General features: G+C 69.3%; 12 protein-coding genes. 4 read left to right on the forward strand and 8 right to left on the reverse strand.

The window, feature by feature from the left end; all coding sequences use genetic code 11:
• Window positions 1-114 precede the first annotated feature (114 nt).
• From R8F63_06675 to R8F63_06690, 4 genes are read left to right on the forward strand one after another with little or no spacing between them, the layout of a single operon-like run.
• A complete protein-coding gene (locus R8F63_06675) occupies window positions 115-1833 on the forward strand; it encodes an ABC transporter substrate-binding protein (protein MDW3218280.1) in 1719 nt (572 codons plus the stop codon).
• A gap of 14 nt (window positions 1834-1847) precedes the next feature.
• Window positions 1848-2801 (forward strand): ABC transporter permease, encoded by a 954-nt coding sequence (locus R8F63_06680; GenBank protein ID MDW3218281.1) that lies wholly within the window; start codon window positions 1848-1850, stop codon window positions 2799-2801.
• Window positions 2794-4650 (forward strand): dipeptide/oligopeptide/nickel ABC transporter permease/ATP-binding protein, encoded by a 1857-nt coding sequence (locus R8F63_06685; GenBank protein MDW3218282.1) that lies wholly within the window; start codon window positions 2794-2796, stop codon window positions 4648-4650. The genes R8F63_06680 and R8F63_06685 overlap by 8 nt, the downstream gene beginning before the upstream one ends.
• Window positions 4650-5636 carry an ATP-binding cassette domain-containing protein gene (locus tag R8F63_06690; protein MDW3218283.1) on the forward strand — a complete coding sequence of 329 codons (987 nt, stop codon included), beginning with the start codon at window positions 4650-4652 and terminating at the stop codon, window positions 5634-5636. The genes R8F63_06685 and R8F63_06690 overlap by 1 nt, the downstream gene beginning before the upstream one ends.
• Before the next feature lie 20 nt (window positions 5637-5656).
• Here the strand turns inward: R8F63_06690 and R8F63_06695 are convergent, their stop codons facing one another.
• From R8F63_06695 to R8F63_06730, 8 genes are all read right to left on the reverse strand, one after another.
• Window positions 5657-6427: an enoyl-CoA hydratase-related protein gene (locus R8F63_06695; protein MDW3218284.1), complete on the reverse strand. Its 771-nt coding sequence runs from the start codon at window positions 6425-6427 to the stop codon at window positions 5657-5659.
• The gene (locus R8F63_06700; GenBank protein ID MDW3218285.1) at window positions 6424-7224 is read right to left on the reverse strand and encodes a TIGR03084 family metal-binding protein; all 801 of its coding nucleotides are present in this window, start codon (window positions 7222-7224) and stop codon (window positions 6424-6426) included. Before R8F63_06700 ends, R8F63_06695 begins: the two co-directional genes overlap by 4 nt.
• A complete protein-coding gene (locus tag R8F63_06705) occupies window positions 7221-7913 on the reverse strand; it encodes a hypothetical protein (GenBank protein MDW3218286.1) in 693 nt (230 codons plus the stop codon). Before R8F63_06705 ends, R8F63_06700 begins: the two co-directional genes overlap by 4 nt.
• On the reverse strand, window positions 7910-9127 hold the full coding sequence (locus R8F63_06710; GenBank protein ID MDW3218287.1) for an acyl-CoA dehydrogenase family protein: 1218 nt from the start codon (window positions 9125-9127) through the stop codon (window positions 7910-7912). Before R8F63_06710 ends, R8F63_06705 begins: the two co-directional genes overlap by 4 nt.
• 1 nt (window position 9128) lies before the next feature.
• Window positions 9129-10901 carry an acyclic terpene utilization AtuA family protein gene (locus R8F63_06715; protein MDW3218288.1) on the reverse strand — a complete coding sequence of 591 codons (1773 nt, stop codon included), beginning with the start codon at window positions 10899-10901 and terminating at the stop codon, window positions 9129-9131.
• Window positions 10894-12915, reverse strand: a complete 2022-nt coding sequence (locus R8F63_06720; protein MDW3218289.1) for a biotin carboxylase N-terminal domain-containing protein — start codon at window positions 12913-12915, stop codon at window positions 10894-10896. The genes R8F63_06715 and R8F63_06720 overlap by 8 nt, the downstream gene beginning before the upstream one ends.
• Window positions 12849-14495 carry a carboxyl transferase domain-containing protein gene (locus R8F63_06725; GenBank protein ID MDW3218290.1) on the reverse strand — a complete coding sequence of 549 codons (1647 nt, stop codon included), beginning with the start codon at window positions 14493-14495 and terminating at the stop codon, window positions 12849-12851. The genes R8F63_06720 and R8F63_06725 overlap by 67 nt, the downstream gene beginning before the upstream one ends.
• Window positions 14496-14612: 117 nt before the next feature.
• A complete protein-coding gene (locus R8F63_06730) occupies window positions 14613-15947 on the reverse strand; it encodes an ABC transporter substrate-binding protein (protein ID MDW3218291.1) in 1335 nt (444 codons plus the stop codon).
• Window positions 15948-15957: the final 10 nt, after the last annotated feature.

The raw sequence follows: 15957 nt of genomic DNA on the forward strand, positions 1-15957 counted from the left end.
CGCGCACCTCCAGGGTCAGCGGGGCATCGGGGGATTACCGGAGCACGAGGGCCTGCGCTAGGTTGACCCGCGGCTCGTGGTCACCACGGTGCCACGACCGAGGGGGAGAATCGAATGCGTCGTTCGCTGCTGTTGTGGTTGTCGATCCTGTTGTGCTTCACGCTCGTGGCGGCCGCGTGCGGCGATGACGGCGACAGCGCCGGCGGCGACGACTCGGGCGACGACGGAGACAACGGCTCCGGCGATGACGGGGACGACGACTCGACCGACGGTGCCGGCGACGATCTCGAGACCGGCGAGGGCACGTTCGACGGCGAACAGATCACCTCCGAGGGCGAGGGCAGCGGCAGTGCGGACCTCGATCCGGTCTACGGCGGCGACCTGCGATGGGGCCTCAACCGCGACGGCACCGGCTTCGACCTGACCGGCGCGGTCGCCCCCGGCACGCTCCGGATTCTCAGCGCGATCGCGGACCCGCTCGTGCGGCTCGACGCCGACGGCAACTGGGCGCCGTTCCTCGCCGAGAGCTTCGTCCCCAACGACGACTACACGGTCTGGACCGTCACGATGCGTGACGGTGTGGTCTTCCACGACGGATCGCCCCTCGACGCCGAAACCGTGGTGGCCAACCTCCAGGCGTTCAAGGACTCCGCCCTCGTCGGTTTCGTGGTCGGGCAGGTCGAGTCCTATGTGGTGACCGGCGATCTCACCTTCGAAGCGCGCATGACCGACCCATGGGCCACCTTCCCCTTCGTGCTCACCGGCCAGGCCGGCTTCGTCGTGCCGACCGACCAGATCGGCGTGAACGACTGGTACACGGGCACCGGCCCGTTCAAGCTCGACTCGTGGACGCTCGGCGAGGGCGCCCGCCTCGTGCGCAACGACGACTACTGGCAGGAAGGGCTGCCCTACCTCGATTCGATCGAGTTCACCTTCGCCCCCGAGCAGGACACCCGCCGGCTGGCGTTCGAGCAGGGCCAGTTCGACGGCTACCTGTCACCGGGCGACGCCGACATCCTCGACTTCCTCGAGGACGACAGCATCGACGTGTGGATCGGCACCGGCAGCGCCAACGAGATGGCCTACCTCCTCAACGTCACCGTGCCGCCACTCGACGACGTGCGCGTGCGCCGGGCGCTCGCCCACGCGACGCCTCGTCAGGACGTCATCGACCTCTACCGGTCGGGACTCTCGACGCCCGCGAACGGCCCGATCCACCCGGGGTCACAGTGGTACGTGGAGACGGACTATCCGGACTATGACCTCGACGAGGCCCGGCGCCTCATCGAGGAGTACGAGGCCGAGGTCGGTCCCGTCGAGTTCACGATGTCGAGCGAGCAGGGGGCCTCGTTCCGCGAGGTCACCGATCTCGTGCTCGATGACTGGCGTTCCGTCGGCGTGGACGTCGAGTACGTCGACATCGCGCTCGGCCAGTCCGCCATCACCGGCATCACCGACAACTTCGAGGCGATCGCCTGGATCCAGTTCAGCGACAGCGACCCGGACGGGTTCTACATCTGGTTCCACTCGAGCCAGGTCACGACGAACTGGTCGAACCACAACTTCCCCGAGATCGACGAGCCCCTCGCCCGTGGTCGGGCCACGGCCGATCTCGAGGAACGCAAGGCCGCCTACGCCGACTTCCAGCACGCGCTCGCCGACCTCGTGCCCGTCGTGTGGCTCGACCACTTCAACGGGCTCGAGGGCGAAGTCGCCTGGCCCTACGTCCACGGCGTGATGGAGTCCTACCTGCCCGACGGCACGGATGCGCTCCCCATGACCGGGGGCAGCTTCCATCGCTGGGAGCAGATCTGGATGGAGCCGCAGGGCTGATCTGAGGCGCTCCCGTGGTCTACCTGAGGCGTCTCGGCCGGCTGATCCTGGTCGTCTTCGTCGTCACCTTCGTCACCTTCCTCCTCCTCGACCTCACGCCGGGTGACCCGGCCGAGCTCAAGGCCGGCTTCGGGGCGACGCCGGAGGCCATCGAGGAGACCCGCGAGGAGCTCGGCCTGAACGGGCCGCTGGTGGTTCGCTACGGACGCTGGGCCGGCAACTTCGTGCAGGGTGACCTCGGCGACTCGCTGATCAGCCCCGGCGTGTCGGCGTGGGAGCAGATCCGGCGGGCCCTGCCGAAGACGCTCGAGACGATGGTGCTCGCCGAGCTGATGGCCTTCGCCATCGCCATCCCGCTGGCGATCCGCTCGGCCCAGCGACCCGGCGGTTGGGTCGACCGCTGGGCGTCGACGGTGTCGTTCGGGCTGTTGGCGCTGCCGTCGTTCGTGCTCGGCATCTATCTCATCTTCATCTTCGCGGTCTGGCTCGACTGGTTCGACGTCCTGTCGAACGATCTCCCCGGCTTTCAGGACGACCCGATCGGGAATCTCAAGGGCTACTTCCTTCCGTCGTTGACCCTGGCCCTCAACCTCGTCGCGGTCTACGTGCGCCTCCTGCGCACGGACCTGATCGAGACGCTCCAGCAGGACTATGTGATGCTCGCCCAGGCCCGCGGCCTGAGCACCCGCCGCGTCATGTGGCGTCATGTGCTGCGCCCGTCGTCGCTCAACACCCTCACCGCGGCGGGCCTGAACGTCGGCGGACTCATCGGTGGCGCCTTCATCGTCGAGGCGCTCTTCGCGTACCAGGCCATGGGGCGACTGCTGATCCAGTCGATCTTCGGTCAGGACTACTTCATCGTCGCGGCGATCGTCGCGATCCTGTCCATCGGCTATGTCGTGGTGAACTTCCTCGTCGACATCCTCTACACCGTGCTCGACCCCCGGATTCGGAGCGTCGATGCGTAGGCGGCTGGGTGTGGTCTTCTGGCTCTCGGTGGTGTGGATCGCCATCGTGGTGTTCTTCGCGGTGTTCCGCGACGTCCTGCCCATCGCCGACCCGGAGGAGCGGCTGGCCCGCACGGGGGAGTGCGAGCGGTTCGAGGATCCGGGCTGGAACGCCTGGTTCGGATGCGACGGTGCCGGCCGTGACGTCTTCGCCCGAGTCGTGGAGGGCGCCCGGCCCGCGCTGCTCCTCGGCTTCGTGGTGACCCTGGTCGCGGGAACGATCGGCACGCTCATCGGCGTCGTCTCGGGCTACGTCCGGGGCTGGTTCGACAGCCTGTCAACGACACTGATCGACATCAGCTTGGCGTTTCCCGCCCTCGTCCTGTTGATCGCCGTGCGGTCCGCGTTCGAGCCGAGCGTGCAGGTCTTCATCGTGGTCTTCAGCATCCTGGGCATCCCCGGCTACGCCCGCATCGTGCGGGGCGCGTCGCTCGCCCTGTCGGAGCGGGAGTTCGTCGACGCCGCCTCGTCGATGGGGGCGACGCGGACCCGCATCATCCGGCGCGAACTGCTGCCCAACGTCGCCCTGCCCGTGCTGTCGTTCGCCTTCATCGGGTTCGCCCTGGTCATCATCGCGGAGGGCGGCCTGGCCTTCCTCGGTCTCTCCCTCGACGGGATCACCTGGGGCGAGGAGATCAACGAGGGTCGGCGCCAGATCCGCGACCACCCCCACCTGGCCCTCCTCCCATCGACGGTGATGTTCGCCACCATCCTCGCCTTCAACCTCATCGGCGACGGCCTCCGCTCGCTCGTCGCACCGAGGGAGGTGGCGACGGCGCGGCGGCTCCACGCTGCGGGCGAGCCGACACCGGCCGCATCGGACGACTCCGCCGTGCTGCGCATCGTCGATCTGTCGACTGCGCTTCAGACCGCGGGCGGCGTCGTCGAACCCGTCGACCGGGTGTCCCTGTCCGTCGATCCGGGTGAATCCCTCGGCATCGTCGGGGAATCCGGTTCGGGCAAGACGATGATCCTGCGCTCGATCGTCGGCGCGTTTCCGCTCGCCGACGTGACCCGGACCGGCACCGTGGAGGTCGCCGGGGTCGACATGCTGCGGGCCGACGAGGCGACGATCCGTCGCACGCTCGGCACCCGCATCGGCATGGTCTCGCAGAACCCGCTGACCGCACTCAACCCGGTGCGCCGCATCGGCGACCAGATCGTCGAGCCGATGCTCGTCCACGGGGAGCGGACCAAGCGCGAGGCCCGGGCCCGGGCGGTCGAGCTCCTCCGGCAGGTCGGCGTGCCGGCCGCCGAACAACGGGTGCGGGAGTATCCCCACCAGCTGTCGGGAGGCATGCGCCAGCGGGCGACCATCGCCATCGCCCTGGCCAACGAGCCGGATCTGCTGCTGGCCGACGAGCCGACCACCGCGCTCGATGTGACGGTCCAGGACCAGATCCTGCGCCTGCTCGACTCACTCCGCCGCGAACGGGGGATGGGGATGGTGTTGGTCACCCACGACCTGGCGGTCGTGAAGGGCTTCACCGATCGGGTGGCCATCGTCTACGCCGGCCAGGTGGTCGAGACCGGTCCGACCGCCGAGATCTTCGCCAACCCCCAGCACCGCTACACCGTGGCGTTGATGCAGTCGATGCCGGATCTCAGCCTGCCGAGCCACAGCGAGCTGACCACCATCGAAGGTGCTCCTCCGTCGCTCATCGATCCGCCGTCGGGGTGCCGGTTCGCGGCGCGGTGCCCCGCCGCCGAGGACAGGTGCCGATCGGAGGCACCACCGACCGGCGGCACGGACGAACACGCCTACCGCTGCTGGTTCCCGATGAGTGAACAGACCGTGGAGATGCGCTGATGGCCGGGACCGGTGACGCCCACCTGCGAGACGACGCGCATCTGAGCGTGCGCGACCTCGTCGTCGAATTTCCCGGCCCGAGGAAGTCGGTCGTCCACGCCGTCTCGGGCGTGAGCTTCGACCTCGTCATCGGCGAGACCCTCGGCGTGGTGGGGGAGTCGGGTTGCGGCAAGACGACCAGCGGTCGGGCCGTGATGCAGCTCGAGGAAGTGACGGCAGGAGAGGTCGTTCTTCGTGGTGAGCGGCTGACCGACCTCCGGGGCGCCGAGCTGCGCCGGGCGCGGCGGGCGATGCAGATGATCTTCCAGGACCCGATCTCCTCGCTGAACCCGAGTCGCCGGGTGCACGACATCGTCCGGGAGGGTCTCGAGATCTGGGGCGACGCGGACGGGACGTTCACCTCGGGTCGCATCGACGAGATCATGGAGGCGGTCGGGCTCGCGGGGGCGGACGTGGGTGAGCGGCGGCCGCACGAGTTCTCCGGCGGCCAGTGTCAGCGGATCTGTATCGCCCGGGCCCTCGTGATGGATCCCGAGGTCCTCATCCTCGACGAGCCGGTCTCCGCCCTCGACGTGTCCGTCCAGGCCCAGATCCTGAACCTCCTCGACAAGCTCAAGGACCAGTTCCAGCTCACGATGATGTTCATCAGCCACGACCTGGCCGTCGTGAAGAACGTCAGCGACCGCGTGATGGTCATGTATCTGGGGAAGGTCTGCGAGGTCGCAGGCACGGACGCCCTGTACGACAAGCCGACCCATCCCTACAGCCGCGCCCTCCTCGCGTCGATCCCGGGCCACGAACTCGATCTCCCGCCCGCCTCCGAGCTGATCTCGGGCGAGCTGCCCTCACCGATCGACCCGCCGAGCGGCTGCCGGTTCCGGACCCGGTGCCCGCTGGCCACCGAACGGTGTGCGGCGGAGGAACCCGTGCTGCGGGCCGTCGCCGAGGACCACTTCGTGGCCTGCCACCACCCCGTCGGCGTCTGAACCCGCCACCGGTTCTCGGCCTACGCGTCGTCGAGGTCCGTCGCCCACGACGGTGGCCGCTTCTCGCGGAACGCGGCCATGCCCTCGGCGGCCTCAGGTTCCCGGAAGAGGCCTGCGGAGAGCTCGGCCGTCCAGGCGAACGCCTCGTCGACGGACATGCCCGGCACGGTCGTGAGAAGCGACTTGGTCGCGGCCAGCGCGTTGGGACCGGCGAGTCGCAGGTCGTCCACGATCGCGCCGACGGCGTCGTCGAGCGCCTCGGGGGGCACCGCTTCGTTGATGAGGCCGAGCCGGACGGCCTCGGGCGCCAGGAAGCGGTTGCCGCGCAGGAAGGCCGCCGCGGCGTCGGCGGGCCGCATCTTGGGCAGGCAGAGCACGGAGATCATCGCCGGCGCAACGCCGATCCGGACCTCGGTGAAGCCGAACTTCGCGGTGTCGATCGCCACCGCGATGTCCATGGCTGCGGCGAGACCCATACCGCCGGCCACGCAGTGACCGTCGATACGGCCGACGAACGGCTTCGGGGAGCGGCGGAACCGACTGAAGAGGTCCAGGCCCGTCGGGGCGCCGGCGCGGCCGGCGTTGGCGGTCTTCAGGTTCGCGCCGGCACAGAAGACCGAGCCGTTGTTGGTGAGGACCACGGCGCGTACGCCCGGGTCGGCGTCCGCCCGGTCGATCGCGTCCATCAGCCCCTCGATGAGGTCGGGGCCGAGCGCATTGCGGTTGGCGTCGTCGTTCAGGGTGATCGTGGTGATGCCCCGTTCGGTCGAGGTCAGGACGAGGTCGGTCATGAGGATCTCCCGGCAGCGGGGCCATCGGTGGGTGGACCGGCGAAGGCCTGCGCCTTGCGCAACCAGTCGACGGCGATGTCGCCGCGAACGTCGAGCGACACATCGGCGAGGTTGCGCCGTTGCGTCACGACGAGACAGAAGTCCTCGGCCGGGCCCGCCACCGAAGCGGCTGCGTCGTCGGGCCCCCACGTCCACACCGCACCCGACGGGGCCTCGAGGGCGAGACGGACCTCGCCGGCGGGCATCTCGAGTCCCCGGTTCGCGTAGGTCCAGCCGCGAGTGATGAAGCCGAGCTGGGCGATATGGCGCAGTCGATCGGTCGGGGCGCGATCGGCGCCCACCGCATCGACGATGTCCTGACCGTGTGCCCAGCACTCCATGAGACGGGCGGTGAGGAACGACTTGGCTCCCATCGACGGCCCGTACCAGGGGACTCGGGTGTCGTCGCCGAGGGTGGACGCCGCCGTTGCGAGCGCGGCGCGCCCCTCGACCCAGGCGCCGTGACGCTCTGCCGGCGGGAGACCGCGCACCGGGTCGAGGGTCAACGCATCCGCACCGTCTTCGCCCTCGCCGACCGCCCCGAACAGCCGCGCCGTCTCCTCGTCCCACCGATCGGGATGCTCGATGGCGAACGCGGCCGCATGGTCGAAGTAGGTGAGGTGGGCGACCTGTTCGGTGACCGTCCAGCGAGGACTCGCGGTGGGGGTGGACCAGTCGGCGGGGGCCAGGACCCGCACGATTTGATCGAGCGCCTCCTGCTCGGCGAGCAGGTCGGCGAGGAGGTCGGTGACGTTCATGAGGGCTCCTGATCTGGCGTGGGTGACGTTTCGGGTGGCGCGGTCAGTCCCCGCAGGATCAGCGACGCGATGTGGTCGGAGGCTTGCTTCGGCGTACCCGCGAGGGTGTCGATCACATCCGGGTGGGTGAAGACGTTGGAGATACCCGCCAGCGCATGGGCCACGACCAGCGTGTCGACATCGGCTATCTGTCCCGCCTCGACGGCCGCATCGAGCAGCTCCTTCGTGATGGCGACGAGATAGCGAGAATGGGCCGACCGCAGGTCGGCGCCACCCGGAACGTCGACCAGATCGGCCATGAATGCCGGCGTCGTCGCGCTGACCGCACGCGTCGCGGCCCGGAGGTAGGCACCGATCGCCGCCAGGGGATCGAGCTCTCCCGACGTCGCGGCGGCACTGCGGGCGGTCCGGCCGGTGCGCCACAGGGCGGTGTCACAGGCGACGAGCACGAGCTGGTCCCGGCTCGAGGCGATGCCGTAGAGCGTGCGCAGCGAGCACCCGAGCCGCGCCGCGAGGTCGGCCATCGTGAGGTGGCTGAAACCGTCGACGATCAGATCGGTGAGCTCGTCGAGGATCTCCCGCTGGCGGCGGGTGAGCGTCGCGTGGTCGTCGCGGCTCATCAGCGGCACCGGACGGGGCACGGAGCGAAGCCGCTCCTCCAACGCCGTCAGGGTGGCGGTCTCGCTCATCGGGTGCGGGTCTCCTTCCAGGTCAGCCCCTTCTCGACGTTCGGTTCGCGGGGGAGGCCGAGCACCATCTCCGCGACGATGTTGCGCTGCACCGCGAACGTCCCACCCCCCAGGGTCAGCGCGGGCGAGAAGAGGAACCCGTAGTGCCAGATACGGTCCACGTCCGGCATCTCGTCCGTGGCGTTCACCTCGGTCGCGCCGCTGCGCATCGAGTCGGGCACCGTTCCGGTCGGGCCCGACCCGGACAGCATCCCGGCGGTGCCGGCCACGTCCTTCGCCAACTCCATCACGTGCTGGCCGTGCTCATCCGCCATGATCTTCTGGATCGACGCCTCTGGCCCCGGCGTCTTCCCGTTGAGCCGCGCACTCAGCGTGCGAAGACGGTTCAACCGGAGCACCTCGGCCTCGATGTGGAGACCGGCGACACGGTCGCGCAGGATCGGATCGGTCGTGGCGCCGCCGTCGCGGATCAGATCCACGAGCAGCTCCGCGGACGGACCCGCACCCCACAGCGACCCGGCCGAACTCAACGAGACCCGCTCGTTGGCCAGGGTCACCTTGGCCAGCCGCCAGCCGTCGTTCTCGTCGCCGATCAGGTACTCCGCCGGGAGCCGCACGTCATCGAAGAACGTCTGGTTGAACGAGTGGGCGGTGGTCATGTCGACGATCGGCGACATGGTGAGACCGGGCAGGTCGGTCGGGCAGATGAAGTAGCTGATGCCCTTGTGTTTGGGGACGTCCGGGTCGGTGCGGGCGATCAGGATCCCGTATTTCGAGTAGTGCCCGCCGCTCGTCCAGATCTTCGAGCCGTTGATCACGTACTCGTCGCCGTCGCGCTCGGCCCGGGTCGCGAGGGCGGCCAAGTCCGAGCCGGCGTCCGGCTCGCTGAACATCTGACAATAGATGTCCTCGCCCTTCAGCAACCCGGGGAGGAATCGGGCCTTCTGCTCCTCGGTGCCGGCCTGGAGAATGGTGGGACCGGCCCACCCGATGCCGATCGGGTTGGGCGGTCGGCGCACGCCGGCGCGGCCGAGCTCCTCGTCGATGATGATCTGGTGCATCGGGTCGGCGCTGAGTCCGTAGGGGGCCGGCCAGTGGGGCACGATCAGTCCCCGCTCGAGGAGGTCGTTCGGCGTCGGCTGGGGGTGGTCGGCGAGCCACGTCCGGATCTCCAGGCGGCGGGGATCGTCATCGGGCGGGAAGTCGAAGTCCATGTCAGCTCGGGGTGGGATCGCGATCGGGGAGCAGGGCGGTCGGGATGTCGACGTGACGGGCCCGCAGCCACTCGCCGAGACCCTTGGCCTGCCCGTCCTGGCGGGTCGAGGATGCGACGCCGTCCTGGAGGATGCCGTGGATGAGAAAGTTGATCGACAAGATGTTGGGGAGGGGGAAGCGCTCGATCTCCAGCGTCGTCGCCTCCGGCAGGAGTGACCGCAACATGTCGGTGCTGAGCATCGCGTCGAGCCAGGCGTAGGCCTCGGCGGACCGCACGAAGACGCCGAGGTTGGCGTTGCCGCCCTTGTCGCCGGACCGGGCCCCGGCCACGAGCCCGAGTGGGGCACGAACCGTCGGGCCGGCCGGCGCGGCGGCGGAGGCCGGCAGGAGGGGAGTGGGCGGCTCACGATCGGCCGGGGCATCACTGTCGATCACCGTGCGGTCGCCGCCCAGGAGCACCACGTGCTGGGGAACCAGATCGCGGGGCACGAGGCCGGCGGTGTGGACGCCGAAGGGCTTCGCGACGCCGCCTCCGGGCAGGCCGAAGAAGCCGGGGATGCTGGCCAGGGCGAGATCGTTCATCCCGGTGGCGACCGCCCGGGTCTTGCGCTCGTCGCGGTCCTTGACCGTGATGCGCCAGGCGGCGACGGCCTCCTCGTTGGTGGCCGGATCCGGCTTGTCCGTCCGCACGACGGCGGTCGTCACACTCTCGAAGTCGTCGCGGGGGACGGGGCAGGCCCGCCAGAACGCCTGCTCGATCAGTGCCGCCTTCGCCTCGATGTCGATGCCGGTGAGGGCGATGGCCATGTCGCTGCGATAGCCGCCCCAGCTGTTCATGCTGACCTTGAGGGTGTCGGGCGGTACCTCGCCCCTGGTGCCGCTGATCCGCACCCGATCCCGCGCGACCGGTTCCAGCTGGATCGTGTCGAAGCGGGCCGTCACGTCGGGACCGAGATAGCCCGGCCCGCCGATCTCGTAGAGGAGCTGGGAGGTCACCGTGCCGACCGTGACACCCCCGCCGGTGCCGTCGTGCTTGCCGATCACCGCACTGCCGTCGGCCGCGATCTCGGCCCAGGGGAATCCGGGCCGGTCGAGACCGTCGATCTCGGTGAAGAACGAGTAGTTGCCGCCGGTGGCCTGGGTGCCGCACTCGATCACATGGCCGGCCACCACTGCGCCGGCCATCTCGTCGAGCTGATCGCGGGTCCAGCCGTGGTGCCACGCGGCGGGTCCGCAGACGATGGCCGCGTCGGTGGTGCGCCCGGTCACGACGATGTCGGCGCCGCGCGCCAGCGCGTCGACGATGCCCCATGCCCCGAGATAGGCATTCGCCGAGATGTACTCCACGTCGGCCACCGGGGCGCCGGTCTCGAAGTCGATGAGGTCCACGCCCGCGTTGCGCAGCTCGTCGAGCCGGGGGAGGAGGTTGTCGCCGCCGACGTAGGCGATCGTGGGGCTCAGGCCGAGCTTGTCGGCGACCTCCTGCACCGCCTCCGCGCAATGATCGGGATCGAGGCCACCGGCGTTCGAAACGACCTTGATGCCCCGATCGAGGCACGTACCCATGACCTCCTCCATCTGCTGGACGAAGGTCCGGGCGTACCCGCCCCCGGGGCGCTTGGCCTGGGTGCGGGCGAGGATGAGCATCGTCAACTCGGCGAGCCAGTCGCCGGTGAGGGCGTCGATCGGGCCGTCCTCGACCATCTCCCGTGCGGCACTGCGGCGGTCGCCGTAGAAGCCCGAGCAGTTGGCGATGCGGATCGGCTCAGTCATCGTCGGCCCCGGTCCCGTCGTCGATCACCATGAGCAGCGCATCCTTCTCGACCTGGTCACCGACACCGGCGAGGATCTCGGTGACCGTGCCCGCCTCCGCGGCCCGCAGATGGTTCTCCATCTTCATCGCCTCGAGGACCACCACGACCTGCCCGGCCTCCACCGTGTCGCCGGCCGCGACCCGCAGCTCGATGACGCGACCGGGCATGGGTGCAGCGACGGCCCCGCCCGGGATCTCCGGTTCGGGCACCGAGAAGCGGGGGACGACCGTCAGACTCGCTCCGCCGCCGCCCCCGGTGAGGTGGATGGCGGCGCCGTCCCGGGTCACCCGCAGGGTGCGGCGACGACCCTGGTACTCGAGATCGACGGCCTCGGCCGACCAGCGGTGCACGATCGCGACCCCGCGCGTCTCGACGTCACCGATGCGGAACGAGTTGTCGCGGTTCGCCCGGTAGTGCACCACGTGCTCGTCGTCGCCGAGCGCGAGTTGGACGCGCTCCGGCGCCAGGCGGCCGACGCGGAACGCGCCGGGCAGGGCCGCGAGCGTCGTCGCCTCCGCTCGGTTGCACCCCTGGAGCCACATCGCCGCGGCGACGAGCAGCCAGTCCTGCTCCTCGTCGGACAGCGGCCGACGGCGGGGCGGGTCGATCCGCTCGATGAAGTCGGTCGTGGTGTCACCGGCGAGGAACGCCGGCTCCCGCAGGACGGCGGCCAGGAAGTCCCGATTCGTCGTCGTCCCTCCCATGTGCAGACGTTCGAGGGCGAGGGCGAGCCTCCCAGCGGCCTCTCCTCGCGTCGGAGCGACGGCGATCGCCTTGGCGATCATCGGGTCGAAGTCGACCGTGATCTCGCTGCCGGGGCCGACGCCGGCATCCCAGCGGACCGCCGGTTCCGGCGCAGGCTCGAAGGCTTCCACCGTGCCGGTCGCCGGCAGGAAGTCGTTCGAAGGATCCTCCGCGTAGAGCCGCGCCTCGATCGCATGGCCGTGCCACGCGACGTCGTCCTGGGTGTAGCCGAGCGGTTCGAGCTGAGCGATGCGAAGTTGCTCGCGCACCAGATCGATGCCGGTGACCTCCTCGGTGACCGGGTGCTCGACCTGGAGGCGGGTGTTCACCTCGAGGAAGAAGAACTCGCCTGTCTCGTCGTCCACCAGGAACTCGACCGTGGCGGCCGACTCGTAGTCGAGGGCGCCGGCGAGCCGCAGGGCGGCCTCGCCCATGGCGGTCCGCATCGCCTCCGAGACGAAGGGCGACGGTGACTCCTCGATGATCTTCTGGTGGCGACGCTGGATCGAGCACTCCCGCTCACCGAGATGGATGAGGTTCCCGTGGGCATCGCCGAGAATCTGGATCTCGATGTGGCGGGCCCGGGGGACATAGCGCTCCGCGAACACTCGGTCGTCGCCGAAGCTGCTGCCCGCCTCCCGTCGCGCCGCGGCAACGGCATCATCGAGGTCGGACGCCTCGTCGACCACCCGCATCCCCTTGCCGCCACCGCCCGCCGCTGCCTTGACGAGCAGGGGGAAGCCGACGGAGGCGAAGTCGTCGGGATCCTCACTCGACGGCAGCACCGGCACGTCGGCCGCGACGGCGCGGCGCTTCGCCTCGATCTTGTCGCCCATCGCGGCGATCGCGTCGGCCGCGGGCCCGACCCACACGAGTTCGGCGTCGATCACCGCCTGCGCGAAGCCGGCGTTCTCGGCGAGGAAGCCATAGCCCGGGTGGACGGCGCTCCCGCCGGTCGAGGCCGCAGCACGGATGATCGCGTCACCGTCGAGATAGGAGTCCACCCGGACCGCCTCGTCCGCCTCGCCGACGAAGGGGGCGTCGGCGTCCGCATCGACGAAGACGGCGACCGTCCGCAGTCCCATGGCACGCGCGGACCGAAAGATCCGGCGCGCGATCTCGCCCCGGTTGGCGACGAGCAGTGAGTGGAACCGGGGAGCGTTCACAGGCGGAACACCCCGTAGCCGTCGGCGCCCTCGATGGGCGCGGTCCGCACGACCGACAGGCACATCCCGAGCACGTCGCGGGTGTCGCGCGGGTCGATGATCCCGTCGTCGGAGATCGCCCCGGTGGCGCGCAGGGCGAGCGATCCACTCTCCTGTATGGCCTCGACGGCGGCGACCGTGGCCGCGTCCTCTTCCTCGTCGAAGGGGACCCCGGCCCGCTCGGCCTGGCCGCGGCGCACCTGGCTCATCACGCCGGCGATCTGCTTGGGGCCCATGACGGCGATCTTGGCCGTCGGCCAGAGGAAGGTGAAGCGGTTGCCGAAGGCTCGGCCCGACATGCCGTACGTGCCGGCGCCGTAGGACGAGCCGAGGATCACGGTGAGGTGGGGCACGGTCGAATTGGTGACCGCGTTCAGCATCTGCGAGCCCTTCTTGATGATGCCGTCGGCCTCGAAGTCCTTGCCCACCATGTAGCCGGTGATGTTCTGGAGGAACACCAACGGCACGTCGATCTGGTTGTTGAGCTGGATGAAGTGGGCCGCTTTCTGGGCGGAGTCCGGATGCAACGGCCCGTTGTTGCTCAGGATCCCGATGGGGTACCCGTGGATCGAGGCCCACCCGGCCACGAGTGTCGGCCCCCAGCGCGGCTTGAACTCCTCGAAGCGCGAACCGTCGACCACCCGGGCGATCACGTCCCGGGAGTCGACCGGCTTGACGAGGTCCCGGCTGACGATGCCGAGCAGCTCCTCCGGGTCGTACACCGGCGGCTCCGGGGCGAAGCGGGGTTCGGGACCGGCCTTGCGCCAGTTGAGATGGGAGACGACCTCCCGGCACATCCGCAGGGCGTCCATCTCGTCCTCGGCGAAGTAGTCGCCGCCGCCGGAGACGGTGGTGTGCATCTCTGCGCCGCCCATCGTCTCGTCGTCGGTCTCCTCGCCGGTCGCCATCTTCACGAGGGGAGGCCCGCCGAGGAACATCTTCGACTGCTCCTTCACCATGATCGTGTAGTCGCTCAAGCCCGGCTGGTACGCCCCGCCGGCGGTCGAGGACCCGAAGACCACACACACGGTCGGGATGCGCAGCTTCGACAGCTCGATCATCTCGTAGAAGAAGCGTCCGGATTCGGCGAAATGGTCGGTCTGGACGCGGCGACGGCCGTCGTCCCCGCCCGTCTCGACCCGCAGGTCGCCGCCGGCGGACTCCACGAAGCTGACGTAGGGGATCTGGTTGTCGCGGGCGATCTCGAGCGCCCGCATCCACTTCTTGCCGGCGTAGGGCGTCAACGCGCCGGCGAGCACCGTGGGGTCGTTGCCCATGATCACGCACTCCACCCCGGCGATGACCCCGATGCCGACGACCATGCCGCCACCCATCACGTAGTCGCTCTTGTACGCCGCCAGCGGGCTGATCTCCAGAAAGGGCGAGTCGGGGTCGAGCACGTTGGCGATGCGCTCGCGGATCGGCAGCTTGCCCCGGCCCCGGAGGCGGGCCATCCGTTCCGGGCCGCCGCCGGCCTCCGCCTCGTCGAGGAGGTCCTCGATCACCGCGAGTTGCTCGAGCATGTCGTCGCGGTTCTGGAAGTACTGGGCGTCGGTCGTGTCGAGCATCGACCGGATGACGGGAGCGAGGAGAGTGGTGACCATCGGCCCCGACCGTACGCCGGTAACGACATACCGGCAATTGTTACCGGCCGCGAACGCGAAGATGGGACGGGGCTCAGAGCCCCGTCCCATCTCTGCCGGTCTCAGATCCGGGTCAGATCAGAATTCGAATTCGCTGGCGAAGTCGGACTCGTAGCCGGTGACGATCGCCTCGACACCGTTCGGGACGGCCGGGTTCACCTTGAAGATGGTGTTCTCCGTCGGCGGCACCCGGTCGGCGGGCGGGCCGTAGAAGTAGTCACCGCTCAGCCCATCGAACGACGTTTCGCCGAGTCCGTTGAGCGCCTCGATGATTCCCTCGCGGCTGAGGTCACCGTTGGCGACCGCCTGCTCGAGCACCTTCACCACGGCGATCGCCTGGAGATAGCCGAAGACGAAGTAGTAGTCGGGCGCCTGCTCGGGGGCGAAGGCCTCGAGGTTCGCGACCATCTCGGCCATGCCGGGAATGCTGTCGTCGCCCCAGGTGGCTCCCTCGCCCACGATGACGAGATACGCCTCGAGGTACGGAGCCAGCGGGCTCTCGGCCAGGGCGTTGATCCAGGCCGGGGACTGGGCGATCCACTGGGGGGTGAACTCCGCGCTGGCCGCGGCGCCCAGCGCCTCACCGGTGGTGGAGGGCAGCGCCGTCAGGAACACGACCTCGCATCCGCTTGCGGCCAGCTGCTGGATCTGCGCGCTGTAGTCGGGGGCGCCGGAGACATAGGTGGCTGTGTCCGCGATCGTGATGCCGAGACGTTCCGCTGCGAACTCCGCGCCGGCCTGTCCGGCCTCGCCGTAGGGGTCGTCCTGCACGAAGGTGCAGTAGACCTGATCGGTGGAACCGCCACCCTCGTTGATCCACCAGTCGAGGCCGTTGATGACCTGGATCTGGTAGGGAGCGCCGAGTGGCAACAGGTTCTGCTCGGGCACCCAGAACGCGTCGAGCGACGCCGGCGAGGCCACGACGTTGTCGGCCTTCAACGACTCGAGCACGGCGTTGGTGATCGGCGTGCCCAGGAGTTGGCCCACGATGGCGACATCGTCCTTCATGTCGTTGTAGACCTGCACCGCGGTGGTCGGGTTGTACGCATGGTCGGCTTCGGCCGTCTCGATCATGTATTGGCCGGCAACGCCTCCCTGGCTGTTGATGTAGTCGTAGTAGACCTGACCTCCAGCCGTGAGCGGCGCGCCGATCAGCGCGGCGGGGCCCGACAGATCCGAGATCACGCCGACACGAATGGTCGACCCGTCGAAGCCCGGCGCGGGCTCGGGAGCCGTGGCCGCGCCACCGTCGTCGGCCATGTCGTCGTCCGACGTGCCATCATCCGATGTGCCGTCCCCTGACGCCCCGTCATCGCCGTCGTCGTCACCGCATGCCACGGCGACGAGCGAGAACGACAACAGCACGGCGAGCAGCCGAAGCAGTGTCCTCGATTGACGTTTGCTTGTTTTCATGGATCCCCTC

It is taken from the genome of Acidimicrobiales bacterium (assembly GCA_033344915.1).
Taxonomy (GTDB): Bacteria; Actinomycetota; Acidimicrobiia; order Acidimicrobiales; family Aldehydirespiratoraceae; genus JAJRXC01.